At 69.6% G+C, this 16,366-nt stretch carries 14 protein-coding genes; 9 read left to right on the top strand and 5 right to left on the bottom strand.

From position 1 onward, the window contains the following. Nucleotides 1–15: 15 nt before the first annotated feature. A complete protein-coding gene (locus tag F5X71_RS25165) occupies nucleotides 16–579 on the top strand; it encodes an alpha/beta hydrolase (protein ID WP_167464248.1) in 564 nt (187 codons plus the stop codon). Here F5X71_RS25165 and F5X71_RS25160 read toward each other — a convergent pair. Beyond that, nucleotides 559–1,632 carry an alpha/beta hydrolase gene (locus F5X71_RS25160; RefSeq protein ID WP_167464247.1) on the bottom strand — a complete coding sequence of 358 codons (1,074 nt, stop codon included), beginning with the start codon at nucleotides 1,630–1,632 and terminating at the stop codon, nucleotides 559–561. The two genes, F5X71_RS25165 and F5X71_RS25160, sit on opposite strands and share 21 nt — an antisense overlap. A gap of 213 nt (nucleotides 1,633–1,845) precedes the next feature. On the opposite strand from F5X71_RS25160, the gene mqo reads away from it, so the two are divergent. From mqo to F5X71_RS25130, 6 genes are all read left to right on the top strand, one after another. Continuing rightward, the gene (gene mqo, locus F5X71_RS25155) at nucleotides 1,846–3,366 is read left to right on the top strand and encodes a malate dehydrogenase (quinone) (protein ID WP_167464246.1); all 1,521 of its coding nucleotides are present in this window, start codon (nucleotides 1,846–1,848) and stop codon (nucleotides 3,364–3,366) included. A gap of 12 nt (nucleotides 3,367–3,378) precedes the next feature. Beyond that, on the top strand, nucleotides 3,379–3,828 hold the full coding sequence (locus F5X71_RS25150) for a GNAT family N-acetyltransferase (protein ID WP_167464245.1): 450 nt from the start codon (nucleotides 3,379–3,381) through the stop codon (nucleotides 3,826–3,828). A gap of 126 nt (nucleotides 3,829–3,954) precedes the next feature. Then, the gene (locus F5X71_RS25145; protein WP_167466719.1) at nucleotides 3,955–5,946 is read left to right on the top strand and encodes a VWA domain-containing protein; all 1,992 of its coding nucleotides are present in this window, start codon (nucleotides 3,955–3,957) and stop codon (nucleotides 5,944–5,946) included. Between the two features lie 87 nt (nucleotides 5,947–6,033). Continuing rightward, nucleotides 6,034–6,648: a cob(I)yrinic acid a,c-diamide adenosyltransferase gene (gene cobO, locus F5X71_RS25140; RefSeq protein ID WP_167464244.1), complete on the top strand. Its 615-nt coding sequence runs from the start codon at nucleotides 6,034–6,036 to the stop codon at nucleotides 6,646–6,648. Between the two features lie 88 nt (nucleotides 6,649–6,736). Then, complete coding sequence (locus tag F5X71_RS25135) at nucleotides 6,737–8,503, top strand: cobyrinate a,c-diamide synthase (protein WP_167464243.1); 1,767 nt, start codon at nucleotides 6,737–6,739, stop codon at nucleotides 8,501–8,503. Nucleotides 8,504–8,865: 362 nt separating this feature from the next. After that, a complete protein-coding gene (locus F5X71_RS25130; protein ID WP_167464242.1) occupies nucleotides 8,866–9,261 on the top strand; it encodes a cobalamin biosynthesis protein in 396 nt (131 codons plus the stop codon). Nucleotides 9,262–9,308: 47 nt separating this feature from the next. On the opposite strand, the gene F5X71_RS25125 is transcribed toward F5X71_RS25130, so the two are convergent. Continuing rightward, entirely contained in the window at nucleotides 9,309–10,406 is a 1,098-nt protein-coding gene (locus F5X71_RS25125; RefSeq protein ID WP_167464241.1) for a DUF7064 domain-containing protein, read from the bottom strand. 9 nt (nucleotides 10,407–10,415) lie between these two features. Beyond that, the gene (locus F5X71_RS25120) at nucleotides 10,416–11,546 is read right to left on the bottom strand and encodes a phosphotransferase family protein (protein ID WP_167464240.1); all 1,131 of its coding nucleotides are present in this window, start codon (nucleotides 11,544–11,546) and stop codon (nucleotides 10,416–10,418) included. A 429-nt stretch (nucleotides 11,547–11,975) separates the two neighbouring features. Between F5X71_RS25120 and F5X71_RS25115 the strand changes: the two genes are divergently transcribed. After that, nucleotides 11,976–13,304 carry a DoxX family protein gene (locus F5X71_RS25115; RefSeq protein WP_238815459.1) on the top strand — a complete coding sequence of 443 codons (1,329 nt, stop codon included), beginning with the start codon at nucleotides 11,976–11,978 and terminating at the stop codon, nucleotides 13,302–13,304. A 16-nt stretch (nucleotides 13,305–13,320) separates the two neighbouring features. On the opposite strand, the gene F5X71_RS25110 is transcribed toward F5X71_RS25115, so the two are convergent. Next, entirely contained in the window at nucleotides 13,321–14,280 is a 960-nt protein-coding gene (locus F5X71_RS25110) for an isopenicillin N synthase family dioxygenase (protein ID WP_167464238.1), read from the bottom strand. Further along, nucleotides 14,277–14,750, bottom strand: a complete 474-nt coding sequence (locus tag F5X71_RS25105) for a nucleoside deaminase (RefSeq protein ID WP_174817133.1) — start codon at nucleotides 14,748–14,750, stop codon at nucleotides 14,277–14,279. The genes F5X71_RS25110 and F5X71_RS25105 overlap by 4 nt, the downstream gene beginning before the upstream one ends. Before the next feature lie 85 nt (nucleotides 14,751–14,835). Here F5X71_RS25105 and F5X71_RS25100 point away from each other — a divergent pair, with 85 nt between their 5' ends. Further along, nucleotides 14,836–16,365: a PucR family transcriptional regulator gene (locus F5X71_RS25100; RefSeq protein WP_167464237.1), complete on the top strand. Its 1,530-nt coding sequence runs from the start codon at nucleotides 14,836–14,838 to the stop codon at nucleotides 16,363–16,365. The last annotated feature ends 1 nt before the right edge of the window (nucleotide 16,366 follow it).

Below are 16,366 nucleotides of genomic sequence, written 5' to 3'. Positions count from 1 at the left end.
GTAGCGTGATTCGGCATGAAATCTCGGCAGATCACGGTCGGTGACCGGGCATGGACCGTGCGGATCGACGGGCCGGAATCCCGGCACAGCGTGCTGCTGTTGCCCGACCTCGGTGACCCGGCGGACGTCTACGACCAGGTGTGTGCCCGATTGCACAACTCCGATCTGCGCACCGTGGTGCCGGAGTCGATCGAGGGGCTCGACGCTGCGGGCGTCACCGCGATCCTGGACGAGATCGGGGTGCCGTGGGCGAATGTCGCGGCTCGCGGGGCAGGCGCCGATCTGGCCTGGCGCGCCTGCGCGGCCGGCTTCGGCCGGTTCATCAGCCTCGTGGTCGCCGATCGCGGGCATCCCGCGGCCCCCGGTGCGGACGGCACCGTCGCCGATGCCACGGTCCGGCCGGTGGAACTGCCGACCACCGTGCTGGTGACCAAGAATCTGCCGCGCTCGGTCGCCGACGCGTCCGGCCGTTTCGTCTACGGCGAGTTCCGGGTGGTCGACGTCGACGTCACCAACGTGGCCACCGAGGCCGACCACGAACTGGCCACCGAGATCGTGCTACGCACCAGCACATGGTGAGTCAGGGGTGCCGAACTCGGCCCGGTAGGCGCTGAGCCAGGTCAGCCAGCTGTCGAGTTCGGCGAAGGCCCGCGCCCTCGGCTCGGCCGAGGAGAGGAACACGTCGTGGCGCGCGCCGTCGACCGGCACGATGTTGGTGCGATCGCCGAGGCAGCCGGACCAGCGCTGAATCTGCTTGACGTCCAACACCGCATCGGCGACGTCGACGGCCGGCCCGTATTCGCGGGCGAACTTCGTCATCCGGGAGCGCAGGATCAGCGACGGCACCCCGATGTCGAGGCCGCCGTGCAATTCGGCGTGGCCGTTGCGGATCGCGCGCAGCCAGCCGAACCGAACGGGGAAGCCGTGCAACGGTTTCCAGTCCAGGTTGTAGTCCCACTCGCCCGCGACGCTGTGATGCAGGCTGTCGCCGTAGCTGCTGGCCTTGGCCGAGGGCAGCTCGAGCGTCTTACGAAAACGCCCGACCGCCTTGATGATCGACGTGCCGATATTGCGGTAGTAGGACGGGCCCTGCAGATCGAACCAGGGGCTGTTGAGCACCACGCCGGTGATGCCTGCCTGCGCGGTGCCGTGCGCCTTGTTGAGCCGATTCAGCCACAGCGCCGAGATCAGACCGCCGGTCGAGTGCGCGGTGAGCACCACCGGCGCGCCGGTCTCCGTGCGCACGATGCGTAAGGCCTTGTTCAACTCCTCGTCGTAGAGTGCGAGATCGGTCACATAGTGCGGCGTCTGGCCCTCGCGCAGCGAGCGTCCGCATTTGCGCAGATCCAGTGCGTAGAACTGATAGCCGTGCGCCGCGAAGTGTTCGGCGAGGTGTTCCTGGAAGAAGTAGTCGGTGAACCCGTGCACGTACAGCACCGCACCCGCGGTGGCCGCGATGGTGCCGCCGGGCGCGTAGCGCACCAGCGTGGCGACGGCCTCGCCCTCACCATCGGGATCGGCGCCGAAAGCCAGCGTGCGCTGCTGATAGTTCGGGCCGAGGACATCGGTTCTCCACTGCCCGTCGGCCTCTGTACGCGTCCCGGGAACGGCGAGGGAAGTTTCCTTTGTCACACACACAATCTATGTCACATTCGGCGGGTTCGGCGCGGGGGATCGGCGTGGTGAGGTGCACAATTGAGGTTAGGTGAACGGCGGGTAACCTAGCCCCCGCCATGGTTTACGCCACCCAGGCAACACGCAAGCACCGTGCCCAGGCAGGTCCACCCGCCCGGTGGGCCCGCGCAGAAGGACAAGGAAGTCGATCTACCCGTGCCGAACGCTGCCATGACTGAAAAGACCGATGTAGTACTCATCGGTGCCGGCATCATGAGTGCCACCCTCGGTGCGCTGCTGCGGCAGCTGCAGCCCGACTGGTCGATCTCCCTGTTCGAACGGCTCGACGCCGCGTCGGCGGAGAGCAGTGACCCGTGGAACAACGCGGGCACCGGACACTCGGCGCTGTGCGAGCTGAACTACAGCCCGCAGAACGCCGACGGCTCGGTGGACATCACCAAGGCCATCGACATCAACGAGCGGTTCCAGGTCTCGCGTCAGTTCTGGTCGTACGCGGTCGAGAACGGCATCCTCGGTGAGCCGTCGACGTTCATCAACCCGATCCCGCACGTGAGCTTCGTGCACGGCGCCGACAACGTCGAGTACCTGCGCAAGCGCTACGACGCGCTGTCGCGGCAGCCGCTGTTCGAGGGCATGGAGTTCATCGACAGCCCCGACGAGTTCGCCCGGCGGCTGCCGCTGATGGCGCGCGGGCGCGACTTCTCCGATCCGGTCGCGTTGAACTGGACCGACGGTGGCACCGATATCGACTTCGGTTCGCTGACCCAGGAACTGCTCGCCTACCTCGGCCGCACCGGCGCGGATCTGGCGTTCGGGCACGAGGTGCGCGACCTGGCCAAGCAGTCCGACGGCTCCTGGCTGGTCAAGGTACGCAATCTGCGCACCCGCGAAACCCGCACGGTCAAGAGCAAATTCGTCTTCGTCGGCGCGGGCGGCGGCGCGCTGCCGCTGCTGCAGAAGTCCGGCATCAAGGAGATCGACGGCTTCGGCGGCTTCCCGGTGAGCGGTCAGTTCTTCCGCTGCACCAATCCTGACCTGATCCGGCAGCACGAGGCCAAGGTGTACGGCAAGGCCGCCGTCGGCGCGCCGCCGATGTCGGTGCCGCACTTGGACACTCGCGTCATCAAGGGCACCCCCGGCCTGCTGTTCGGCCCGTACGCGGGCTGGACGCCGAAGTTCCTCAAGGAGGGCAAGCTCACCGATCTGTTCAAGTCGGTGAAGCCGAACAACCTGTTCTCGCTGCTCGGCGTGGGCGTCACCGAACTGGGGCTGACCAAGTACCTGGTCAGTGAGCTGCTCAAGTCCGAGGCGGGCAAGGTGGACACGCTCAAGGAGTTCATCCCGCGCGCCGTCGGCCGCGACTGGGAGCTGATCACCGCGGGCCAGCGCGTGCAGGTGATCCGGCGTAAGGGCGCGGGCGGTGTGCTCGAGTTCGGCACCGCCGTGGTCGCCGCCGCGGACGGGTCGATCGCCGGCCTGCTCGGCGCGTCGCCGGGCGCGTCCACGGGCGTCACCGCGATGCTCGACGTGATGCAGCGCTGCTTCCCCGCAGAGTACGCGGGCTGGACGCCGCGACTGAAGGAAATGATTCCGTCGTTGGGCGCCAAGCTGTCCGAGGACCAAGCGTTGTTCCGCGAAGTCTGGGACTGGACGTCCAAGACGCTCAACCTGACCGGTGATTCGGGTAACACGCCGAAGCATGCGGGGGTCGCGACAAACGCGCAGTTGTGATAGCAACAGGCGATGATGTCAACGGTTGCTCTCAAACGGTCCTGGGCCCTGGATCTCGATACCGCCACTCTCTATCAGCTGTTGAAACTGCGGGTCGAAGTCTTCGTCGTAGAACAGAAGTGCGCGTACCCGGAGTTGGACGGACTCGACCTGCAGCCGGAGACCAGGCACTTCTGGCTCGATGACGAGGGCGAGGTCATCGCGACCCTGCGGCTGCTCGAGGAACACGTCGACGGTGTGAAGACCTTCCGCATCGGCCGCCTGTGCACCGCGGTCCCGGCGCGCGGCCACGGCTACACCACCCGGCTGTTGCAGGCCGCGTTGGCCGAGGTCGGCTCGGCGACCGTGCGCTTGAGCGCGCAGACCTACCTGGTCGACATGTACGCCAAGCACGGATTCAAGCCCGACGGCGAGGAATTCGAAGAGGACGGCATCCCGCATCTGCCGATGCGCAAGGGCTAGACCCCTATCGAGGCGAGTCATCATGACTCGCCTCGTTTCTTTCCGGCCGCCGCGGCGTGGGGCAGCGTCGAAGGCGCGGGGTGGCGCGCCTAGAGTTGGGGCGTGTCGTTGTCCCATGCCGAAAGACTGTCGTCGCCCGAGTCGCCGACCGGGGCGGCCGCCGACGGGGAGGCCGGGTTTCCGTTCTCCGCGGTGGTCGGTCAAGAGCGGTTGCAGCTCGCGCTGATCCTGTGCGCGGTGCATCCCGGTATCGGCGGTGTGCTGGTGCGCGGCGAGAAGGGCACCGCGAAATCGACCGTGGTGCGCGCGCTGGCCCAGCTGCTGCCACCGGTGGTGGACGAGACCGGCGCGCGGCCCGCGCGGTTGGTCGAACTGCCGGTCGGCGCCACCGAGGACCGCGTGGTTGGCTCGCTGGACCTGGAGCGGGTGCTGCGCGACGGAGAACAGGCGTTCCGGCCCGGCCTGCTGGCGGCCGCCCACCACGGCGTGCTCTACGTGGACGAGGTCAACCTGCTGCACGACCATCTGGTCGACGTGCTGCTCGACGCGGCGGCCATGGGCCGGGTGCACATCGAGCGTGACGGGGTCTCGCATTCGCATCCGGCACGTTTCGTGCTCGTCGGCACGATGAACCCGGAAGAGGGCGAGCTGCGCCCGCAGCTGCTCGACCGATTCGGGCTCACCGTCGACGTGGCCGCCTCGCGGAATGTGGACGTACGCATGGCCGTGGTGCGGCGACGGCTGGACTACGAAGCCGACCCGGCCGGTTTCGCCGCGAGCTACGCCGCCGCGGATCGCGCTGTCGCCGAACGGATCCTGGGTGCGCGCGACCGTATCGCCCGGGTTGCCCTCGACGACACCGAGTTGCGCCGGATCGCCGCGCTGTGCGCCGCCTTCGATGTCGACGGCATGCGTGCCGACCTGGTGGTTGCGCGTACCGCGACCGCGCATGCGGCATGGCGCGGGGCCGAGGCCGTCACCGAGGAAGACGTGCGGGTCGCCGCGGAACTCGCGCTGCCGCACCGGCGGCGGCGGGATCCGTTCGACGAGCCGGGAATCAGCGAGGAGCAGCTCGACGACGCGATGCGCGACGCCGCCGACGAGGCGGCGCGCGAGCGCGACGAAACCTCCGGCCCCGCGGACGAGTTCGACTCGGGCGAGGCACAACAGCCCGAGTCGCGCGACGAAGCCGAGCCGTCGACCGCCGAGGGCCCCGATCCCGACGACGATCCCGACTCGCCGCCGGACGGTCCGGGCAGCGGGCGGTCTCCGCGCGAAGGTCGCAGTGGCGCACCGGGTTCCGCCGCGGCCAAGCCACCCCGCTTCGAGGTGCCCGGGATCGGCGAAGGTGCGCCCGGCCGCCGCTCCCGCGCCGAATCCCGGCACGGCCGGGTCGTTCGTTCCAGTTCCGACACCGGCACCGGCCTGCACCTGCTCGGCACCATCTTCGCCGCCGCGCCGCGGCAGCACGCGCGTGGTCGCGGTGCGGGCCCGCTGAGGCTGGCCGCCGAGGACCTGCGTGGCGCGTATCGCGAAGGGCGCGAAGGGAATCTGGTCGTCTTCGTGGTCGACGCGTCCGGATCCATGGCGGCCAGGGACCGGTTGTCCGCCGTCACCGGCGCGGTCGTCACGCTGTTGCGCGACGCCTACCAGCGCCGCGACAAGGTCGCCGTGATCACGGTGCGCGGTCAGGACGCCGAGCTGGTGCTGCCGCCCACCTCCTCGGTCGACATCGCGGTCCGGCGGCTGGCCGGGATGCGCACCGGCGGTAAGACGCCGCTGGCGGCGGGTCTGCTGAAGGCGCGCGAGATCGTCCGGCGCGAACGCGTCCGCGACCCGCGCAGGCGCCCGATGCTGGTGCTGCTCACCGACGGTCGCGCCACCGGCGGGATCGAACCGGTGCCGCGCGCCCGTGCCGCGGCGGCGCTGCTCGCGCAGGACGGCATCGCCTCGATTGTGGTCGACTGCGAACGCGGCATGATCCGTCTCGGCCTCGCCGCCGAACTCGCCCGCGCACTGCGCGCCGGATACCTGAGACTGGCTGAGCTGACCGGTGATTCGGTCGCCGACATCGTGCGCGCCGGGTCCGGTCGGCCGGGCGGCTCACGCGCCGCTTGACCGGCTGACCCGCGACTTCCGAGACGAGGTCGCGGGGACGTGTGCTGGACGGCTCAGCGACGAGTCGTGAACTGACAAGGAGATTCGATGCCCAAAGGCGTTCCGGAGACCGTGCCCGACGACGGGCTCACCACGCGGCAGCGGCGCAATCAGCCGGTGCTCGCGGTGCACACCGGGCCGGGCAAGGGTAAGTCGACCGCGGCGTTCGGCATGGCGTTGCGCGCCTGGAACCAGGGCTTCGATGTCGCGGTGTTCCAATTCGTGAAGAGCGCCAAGTGGAAAGTGGGGGAGGAGGCGGCCTTTCGCACCCTCGGCACCCTGCACGAGCAGACCGGCGCGGGCGGTCCGGTCGAATGGCACAAGATGGGCGAAGGCTGGTCCTGGACGCGCAAGCAGGGCTCCGACGAGGACCACGCCGCCGCCGCGCTGGCCGGCTGGCAGGAGATCGCCCGCAGGCTGCGCGACGAACAGCACCGCTTCTACGTGCTCGACGAATTCACCTACCCGCTCAAGTGGGGCTGGGTCGACGTCGCGGAGGTCGTCGAGACGCTGCGCACTCGCCCCGGCAACCAGCACGTCGTCATCACCGGCCGCGACGCGCCACCGGCCCTGCTCGAGGCCGCGGACCTGGTCACCGAGATGACCAAGGTCAAGCACCCGATGGACGCGGGCCGTAAAGGCCAGCGCGGCATCGAGTGGTGAGTGCGTCGAGGGGGAACTGGTGGCGGAGCCCTCTCGGGCTTTGCCGCCGTCAGTTCCCCCTCGGCCGCCGCGCGCGGGGGTGGCGGTGATGGGGGGTGTGCCCGCGGTGGTGGTCGCGGCGCCGGCGTCGGGGAGTGGGAAGACGACCGTGGCGACGGGGTTGATCGGGGCGCTCGGGCGGGCGGGGCACAAGGTGGCGCCGTTCAAGGTGGGGCCCGACTACATCGATCCCGGGTACCACGGCTTGGCGGCGGGGCGGCCCGGACGCAACCTCGATCCGGTGCTGGTCGGTGCGGAACGCGTGGTGCCGCTGTACCAGCACGGGGCGCGGGGATGTGACCTCGCGGTGGTCGAGGGAGTGATGGGGCTGTTCGACGGTCGCATCGACGAACACCATGCGGGCCCGGTCGCCGAGGGGTCCACCGCGCAGGTCGCCGGATTGCTCGGTGCGCCGGTGATTTTGGTGGTCGACGCGCGGGGACACAGCCAGAGCCTCGCCGCGCTGCTGCACGGCTTCGCTACCTTCGACAGCGGAATACGGCTCGGCGGCGTGATTCTGAACCGCGTCGGCAGCGAACGGCACGATCAGGTGCTGCGCGCCGCCTGCGACCGGGTCGGCCTCCCGGTCCTCGGCAGCCTGCCCCGGATGACCGAATTGGAGGTGCCCTCACGGCATCTCGGCCTCATCCCGGCCGTCGAACACGGCTCCGCCGCCACCGCCGCGGTCTCGGCCATGACCGACCTCGTCGCCGCCCACCTGGACCTGCCCGCGATCGCGGCGCTGGCCCGCTCGACCGTCACCGGCGCGGCGTGGGCGCCAGAGGTGGTCGTCGCGCAGGTGCGGGCTGGTGGCAGTGCGGTTGGGGGCCGCGGTGCCGGTGGGGCGTCAGAGGTGGTTGTCGCGCGGGCGGGGGCTGGTGGCAGTGCGGTTGGGGGTGGTCGTGCCGATGGGGCGTCAGAGGTGGTTGTCGCGCAGGTGCGGGCTGGTGGTAGTGCGGTTGGGGGCCGCGGTGCCGATGGGGCGTCAGAGGTGGTTGTCGCGCGGGCGGGGGCCGGTGACAGCGAGGTCGGGGGCCGCGGTGCCGATGGGGCGTCAGAGGTGGTTGTCGCGCGGGCGCGGGCTGGTGGCAGTGCGGTTGGGGGTGGTCGTGCCGATGGGGCGTCAGAGGCGGTTGTCGCGCAGGCGGGGGCCGGTGGCAGTGCGGTTGGGGGCCGCGGTGCCGACGGGGCGCCGGTGATCGCGATGGCGGGTGGGCCGGCGTTCACGTTCGGGTACGCCGAGCATCGGGAACTGTTGCGCGCGGCGGGCGCGCAGGTGCGGGTGTTCGATCCGTTGCGGGACGAATTGCCCGAGGGGACAGCGGGTTTGGTGCTGCCGGGCGGGTTTCCCGAGGAGCACGCGGCGGAGCTGGCCGCGAACACTGGCCTGCTCGCTGCGGTCGGCGCGCTGGCCGCGCAGGGAATGCCGGTGCACGCGGAATGCGCGGGCCTGCTGTATCTCACGCGTTCCCTGGACGGCCATCCCATGGCGGGCGTGCTCGACGCCGACGCCGAATTCGGCCCGCGACTGACCCTCGGCTACCGAGACGCCGTGGCACTTGCCGATTCCACACTCTGGCGGGCGGGTGAACGAGTACGCGGCCACGAATTCCACCGCACCCGCCTGCACGTCCCCGGCACCGCCGCTCCCGCATGGGGTTGGCGCGGCAGTGACGGGACGCGCGCCACGGAAGGCGCCCTCGTCCACCGGGTCCACGCCTCCTACCTCCACACCCACCCCGCCGGAAACCCCGAAGCGACAACCCGTTTCGTCACCGCCGCGGCGGAGTACGCGAGTTCTCGTGTCGGCCGGTGATGGCGGTGGCTCGTGGTCGCAGTGGTGGTGCAGTGTGCGAGTTCTCATGTCGGCCGGTGATGGCGGTGGCTCGTGGTCGCAGTGGTGGTGCAATGCGTGAGGAATCACGTCGGCCGGTGACGGCGGCGACTTGTTCCGTCGTAGCCGCAGCGGAGGGCGTGAGGTGCCATGTCGGCCGGTGACACGGAATGCGTTGGCCTGCGGCCTTGCTCGGGGCGTGAGGTTTCGTCGTGGTGTGTGGCGTGGGTTGGGGTTCGGTCCTCGGCCGGGTCTTGTGGTGGCCGACCTTCTCGCTGCGGGTGCGTCGGGGTTCTCGCGGCGGCGCAGGACGGGCGGTGAGCCGGTGATCGGGTGCCAGAACGATGAGTGAACTGGTGGTCGGCCTCGGTCTACGTCCCGGCACTCCCGCCGACCTCATCGTGCGGGTGGTGCGGGAGATAGTGGGCGAGAACACGATCAACTGCTTGGCAACACTGGATCGGCGAGCGGCAGAAGCCAGCGTGCGAGCAGCGGCCGCCGAGTTGGGCGTGCCGATCCGCGCGTTCACGGCGACAGAACTCGCCAAAGTAACCGTACCGAACCCTACGTCGCGCACCGCCACCGCGATCGGCACCCCAAGCGTCGCCGAAGCCGCAGCCCTCCTGGCCGCAGGCACCCCCCTCCCCCTCCTCCTCCCGAAACACACCACCACCGGCCTAGTCCTCGCCATAGCCGAAGCTGACATCCACACCAGTTTCAGGGATCCACACCAGTTCTAGAGTCCCGGAGTTGGTGTGGATCCCGAGAACTGGTGTGGATTGCGCACCTAGGGGGCGACGGCGGGCCAGTCGGGGAAGCCGGTGGGGTCGTGGCGGCCCATGCTGGCGTGTTCGAACAGGCCCCAGCCTTCGGCGCCGTTGCAGCGGGCGTGGGCGACGTGGTCGATGACGCCGTAGGGGGCGCGGGCGACGATGGCGGGGTCGGTCAGGTCGTAGCGGCTGGACAGGGACCAGTCGCGGCCCTTCCACTGCCCGTGCAGCCAGTCCGGGTCGCCGCCGTAGCCGCAGCCGACGTGCAGCGGCACGTTGGTGCCGGTGGTCACCTCGATCTCCAGCGGCTTGCCGTCGGGCGTGGTCAGCTCGAGCCTGGCACCGAGGGGATGCCTTGTGCCGGAACGGTAGTCGATGGCGATGCGGGGCCAGCCGAGCTGCTCGACGCGCCCGTCCGGCCAGATCCGTACCGCGTCGTTGAGCGTGCGGGTGCCGTCCGGCTCCTCCTGCACGATGATCACCACGGCGAAGTCGTCGAACCGCAGCGGCACGTACAACCACCAGAAACCGCCGGACGGTTCGCCGGCAGCCCGCCCCGGCGGCTCGGACTCGCCGACCGGCCGGATGCCCCAGGATCGATCCCGGGTGCCGGTCCACACCGCGGGGTCGACGGTGATGTCCTGCCCGTCGACGTGCAACGTGCCCGCCCACGAACCGACCTGCGCGAACCGGGTGGCCTGGATGATCGGCCGGTTGCCGCTCAGGATCAGGTGCGGCTGCTCCTGCACGGTGGGGAAGGCGCCCTCCCAGGTGAGGTCGAACGACAGGTCGTCGTGCTCGCAGACCACCCTGATCCGTTGCAGCGGTTGCACCACCTCGATCCGGTAGCCGCCGACCCGCTGTTCCAGGCCGCGTTCCTCGAGCGCGTCGGAGAAGCGCACCGCGCGCTGGACGTCGCCCCGGCGCAGGCAGGCGTAGGCGTCGGTCACGCCGAGGTTCGGGTATACCCCGAACCCGGTGATGAAGAAGCTGCCGCCGTCACGGTCGTGGCCGTTGAAGTAGCTGCGGTCGTAGAAGTTTCGGTCCGAACTCGCCACCCGGGCCAGTGACAGCGCGATCTGGTGGATCGGGTATTCGTCCAAGGGAACTGCCATGGTGCTCTCTCAATCCCATTCGTAGGTACCATCGAGCAGCCGTTCCAGGCAGGCCCGATGCATCACATAGTCGTCCCGGTCGGGAGTGTCGGTGTCCTCGCCGAAATGGATCATCCGGCGCTTTACCCTGGCCATCACGATGCCGTGCCGCAGCGCGGCGTAGACGAGGTGCCAATCCAGGTCACGCACCGTATATCCGGTCAGCTCTTCGTATTTCGCGACCACATTGGCTCGACGCAGGAAGTCCGGCAGGCCCGGCTGAGCGAAGCGGGTGGCGATGTCCTGGAAGAACCGGTGGATGAAGATCACCCACGCGACGTCGAGTTCGCGCGGCCCCAGCGCGGCCATCTCCCAGTCCAAAACCGCGGCGGGCCGGAACTCGTCGAAGATGATGTTGCCCGGCCGGGCGTCGCCCCAGCTGAGCACGTCAGGTCCGGGATCGCTCGGCCAGTTCGCTTCGAGCCAGTCGAAACTGCGCTCGAGCAACGGGATCTCGTAGCCGTCGTCGGCCAAGGCCCAGCGGTACCAAGCTTTTTGGGCCTCGAAGTGCCTGCGCAGCGACTGGCCCGCGCCGCGCAGCGCTGGGAATCGCAGTGCCGGGTCCGGGATCTGATGGATCTTCGCGATCACCTCGACGGTGTTCGCGGTGAGCTCTGCGCGCTGTTCGGGGGTGGCGTCGAACAACCAGCCGACGAACACATACGGCGGGTTGTCCGTCGGCACCCGGCCGTCGACCCGCTTCATCACGAAAAACGGTGCACCGAGCGCGGTTTCGTCTTCCTCGAGCCAGCACAGGCCGGGCACGGGCACGGTCGTGTGCTCGGCCACCCCGGACATCACCTGGTATTGGGTGACCAGGTCGTAGGTCTCGAATACCGGAAAGGACCCGGCCTCCGGCGCCATCCGCGCGACGAATGAGCCACGCTCGTGCCGACCGTCCACACTCCATTCGGCGTCGAAGAGGATGGTCGTGCTCGACATGCCGCCCGCCTGCGGTCGCGACAAACCGGAAACGCGCGGCCGATGATCGGCGGCGACTTTCGAATCCAGCCAGCGCGCGAGATCCTCGGCGAGCACGTCGAGATCGCGTTCGCTGACGGTCAGTTGCTGCCGCTCGGCGGGATCCGGATCATCGGCCATCGTTGTCCTCCTGACACCATGAAGCGCGGCCGCGCGCTTGAACGCAGCCCACATCGCCGGCGGTGCGCCGCGATACGCGACAGTAACGCGTTGCAGTCGGCGCGCGGGTGGAAAGCGATCGAGGTGGACGAACCGGCTCACTGGCCGGAACCAGCCCTTGACATGCGAGTACTCGGCCTGCGCCGGGCCTTCACGCGGCCGCATCGGACCTGCCGTCGCCCGGTCATGGTGTAGCTGGCACGTACGACTTCGGCGGCTGGCACGTACGACTTCCTACCGAGAGAAAAACCGGGGATTTCCTGGAGGCTTACATATCGGGTGGCTCGATACCGTTCGTGCACTGTGCAAGTTTCGGAGGAGGGGTCAGCGGTGAACGCGTCGAGTACACAGTCGATCGAGCGGGGAGGCACGGAGGTTACCGGTGCCGCCATGGCCGCCGGTCGGAGCTGGAATCCGTTGACGCGCATAGCGTTCCGGTTCTGCTTCACCTACTTCGGGTTGTTCTGCGTGATCTTCCCGCAGTTCCTGTTCGTCTACAGCGGGCTGTTCTGGGACAAGCTGCCGGAGCGGGCCATCAATGGCTTGCTGGACCCGCTGAGCCCGATCTGGAACTGGGCGGGCCGGACCGTGTTCGGGATGGACGCCGAGCTCGACATGAGTTCGGGCAGTGGTGACCAGCGGATCATCTGGATCTTCGTGTTCTGTGTCCTGGTCGTGGCCATGGCGGTCACGGTGGTGTGGTCCGTACTCGATCGACGCCGCCCGCACTATCAGCGCCTCAACGCCTGGTTCCTGCTCTTCCTGCGGCTGTGCCTGGGCGGCCAGATGCTGTTCTACGGGATGGCGAAGGTCGTTCCTACGCAGATGCCGGAGCCGCCGCTGGTGGCGTTGCTCTCCCAGTACGGCGACTTCACGCCCGCCGCGGTGCTGTGGATGCAGGTCGGTTCCGCGCCGGTCTATGAGATCCTGCTCGGCAGCGCGGAGGTGCTCGGCGGCCTGCTGCTGTTCTGGCCGCGGACCGCGACGCTGGGCGCGCTGATCAGCCTGATCAGCATGGCGCAGGTGTTCATCTTGAACATGACCTTCGACGTGCCGGTGAAGATCCTGTCCGGCCACCTGCTGCTGATCTCGTTCGTGCTGCTGGCTCCGCAGGCGCGTCGGCTGGCCGATGTGCTTGTGCTGCAACGGCCGTCGGCGCCCGCCACGCAGCCGGAGCCGTTGCGCGGCAAGCGAGCGCGCACCATCGCGGTGGTGGTGCAGGTCGCGTTGGGGCTGTGGGTGCTGGCCGGAATCACGCACCAGGCCCGGGTCATCTGGAACGAGACCGGCGGGGGCGCAACAAAACCCGAGTTGTATGGCATCTGGTCGGTCGCGGAGTTCACCCGCGATGGTCAGCCGCTCCCGCCTCTGACGACGGACCAGAATCGGTGGCAGCGGGTGATTTTCGACGTGACCGGCATGGCATACCAGAAGATGGACGGCACGCTGGTGCCCGTGGTCGGCGCGGTCGACCCGGCAGCGCACACCATCACCGTGTCCGATACCACCGCGCCGAGCGCACCTGGGCTGGTCGCCGAGGCGAACGCGGACCGGCTCGGTACGTTCACCTTCACCCAGACCGCCCCGGACCGCTTGCGACTCGAGGGCGAGTTCAACGGCCATCCGGTGACGGTGTCGCTGGAGCAGGTGGATCTGAACTCCTTCAAACTGCGCAGCACTCCGTTCAAGTGGGTCCAGGATCAGCCGCACTTCAGCTGACCGCGGCCGCGGTGGGTCAGCCGAGGGTGATGGCATCCAGTCTGGTGCGCAGGAATTCGGCGGAGACCACCGGCGGCAAGCCGGTGGTGCGGCCGATCGGCGGGGCAAGCGGCGTGACCACCGCGTCGTGATCGAGTTCGTAGAAGTAGATGAGGGACACGAGGTCTTCCTCGGGCGCTCGCTCCTGCGGCGGCAGCACGCGATGGCGACCCGACGGCCAGCGGTCGGCGCTCCAATAGGCAAGCAGGTCACCGATGTTCACCGTCAGGGCGGCCGGGTCATAGGGTGCGTCGGCCCAGCCCTCGGCCTCGGTGTACACCTGGAGCCCGCCCGCGCCGGGCTCGCGGTCCAGCACGGTGACCGTGCCGAAGTCGGTGTGCGGGCCGATGCGGAACTGGCCGGGTCGCGGTCGGCCGACCGTCGTCATCGGTGGGTAGTGGTTGATGTTGCAGGTCCACGTCGGCCGGGCGGCCAGCGTGCGGAAAGGGTTGTCGGGCAGGCGCAATGCCGCCGCGCAAAGGGCCAGCAACTCGTCCGAGAGGGCGTGCGCCGCCGTGGTGTAGGCGGTCAGCGACTCCCGCAGCTCGCGCACCTCGTCGGGCCAGATGTTGGGCAGGAACCAGACGTCGTCGACGCGCGGATCGCCGGTCGCGGTGTCCGCGCCGACCGCGAAGGTCTCCTTGAGATCGGGTGGTGTCGGGGTGCCTTCGGCGTACCCGTTGGCCTCCTTGCCCGGCCCGATCCAGCCGCGCTCGCCGACCGTCACGGCATAGCGCTGCTTCACCGCGTCCGGCAGGGCGAAGAAGCGCCGCGCGGCGGCCCGCACCGCCGCGGCCAGCTCCTGCGGCACGCCGTGGCCGTACACCAGCAGGAACCCGGCGCGCCGCAACCCCGCGTCGACCTCGCGTTCCACCTGCTCAGCCGCCGCGCCGCCGGCCCGCCAGCGCGCCAGGTCGATCGACGCGATGGCGCTCATTGCGCCGCCGCCTCGTCGGCGACGCCGATGTCCTCGTGCCAGAGCGCCGGATGGTCGGCGATGAACGTGGTCATCATCTCCACGCACCGCTCGTCGTCGAGCACGGTCACCGCGACGCCGTGCTCGGCCAGCCAGTCGTGGCCGCCGTGGAAGGTGCGGGATTCGCCGATGATGACCGTGCCGATGCCGAACTGGCGGACCAGGCCGCTGCAGTACCAGCACGGCGACAGTGTGGTCACCATGATCGTCGGGCCGTAGTCGCGTCTGCGCCCCGCGGCCCGGAAGGCGTCGGTTTCGGCGTGCATGCTGGGATCGCCGGATTGCACGCGGCGGTTGTGGCCGCGACCGAGCAGCGTCCCGTCCGCGTCGAACAGCGCCGCCCCGATCGGGATGCCGCCCTCGGCGCGTCCGAGCAGTGCCTCCTGGTAGGCCACCTCGAGCAGTTGTCGTGCCGGTGTCGCGTGCGTCATGGCCTCCAGCCTCCAAGGCGAGCGGCCCCGCCGCAACGTACAGATCGTCCGGGCGAGAAGGCTGCCGCAATGACAAGATGACCGTATGCTGCCCTCCCTGCGCGACGTGCTCGACGGCCCGTTCGCCCCGGCGAATCCGCTCGTCCTCGCAGGTCACAGCGCTCTGCGGCGACCGGTGCGCTGGGTGCACTCGAGCGAGATCTACGAGATCAGCCCGCTGCTGTCGGGCGGCGAGCTGTTGCTCACCACCGGGCTCGGCCTGTCCGGGGTGGACGCGGGGACGCGACGGCACTATCTGCGCGAGATCGCCGGTCGCGCCGTGGCGGGGGTGGCCGTCGAACTCGGCCGCACCTTCGACGCCGTGCCGCCCGACATGGTCGAGGAGGCCTCGCGCCACAGTCTGCCGCTGATCGCGCTGCGGGCGGTGGTGCCGTTCATCGAGCTGTGCCGGGCCGCGAACACCGAGATCGTCTCGCGCGAGGTGGGCTCGCTGCGGCTGCTCAACGCGCTCGCGCGGGATCTCACCGAGGAACTCGCGGCGGGTAACGGGCTCGCGCAGTTGCTGACCCGCGTGGGCGCGGCCACAGGGTGCGCCCTGATCGTGACCAGCGGTAACGGCGCGTTGATCGCCGCGCACGGCGTGGACGACGACCGATCGGCCTGGGCCGCGGTGGAATCCGCGACCGCGACCGCGGTGATCCGGGCCAAGGAGAACACCTGGGGGACGCTCACGGCCGGCCCCGGCTCGGTGCTGGACGACGCCACGCTCGGTGCGGTGCTGGCGCAGTCCGCGCCGAGTCTCGGTCTGGCGCTCGCCCATTCCGGCTCACCGACCGGTCGCCCGCAGCTCGCGGCGAGCACGCTGCTCGCGGACCTGCTGGACGGCAAGACGATTCGGCAGGCGGATCTGAAAGTCCGCGCCACCGCGGCCGGTGTTCCGGTTCTGGGCGGGCGCGCGCTGGTGCCGGTGGCCGCCGACGCGCCCGACGCGCGCATCGCGACCCGCCTGATCGATACCGCGGCAAAGGAACTCGGTAGGACCGCCCTCGTGGCAGAGGTGCACGCGACCGGTTACGGCGTGCTTGCCCTGGACCCGGCGGTGCCGGACCCGGTGGGGGAGGCGGCGCGCCTGCTGCGAAACGCCTTCGCCACCAACGCGGTCGAGGGGGTGACCGTGGTGGTGGGCGATCCGTGCGAGTTCACCGCCGCGGCACTGACCGGTTCGCTGGAGGCGACGCGCTCGGCGTTGCGCCTGGCCACCCGGTATCGCCGGGACTGGCTCGCGGGCAGCCCGCTCTCGACGTGTCGCGAGCTGGCCACCGAACTCGTCGTAGAGGCGCTGCCGGTCGCCGAGCGCGACCGGCTGATCGGCACCACCATCGCACCGCTGATCGCCTGGGACACAACGCATCACAGCGAGCTGACCCGCACGTTGGAGGTCTACCTGCGGCACGGCGGTAGTGCGACCCGGTGCGCGGCGGCCCTGCACATCGGCAGGCAGTCGCTGTATCAGCGCCTGGAACGCATCCGCGACCTGCTCGGCTACGACCCGGCCGCGCCCGCTTTGGCTGGCACGCTGCTGCTCGCGCTGTGCGCGCACCGCCTGCGCGATTAGG

The organism is Nocardia brasiliensis (assembly GCF_011801125.1).
In the GTDB taxonomy this organism is placed as follows: Bacteria; Actinomycetota; Actinomycetes; order Mycobacteriales; family Mycobacteriaceae; genus Nocardia; species Nocardia brasiliensis_C.
The sequence above is the reverse complement of the archived record's forward strand: the minus strand, read 5'-3'. Positions and strand labels throughout refer to the sequence as shown.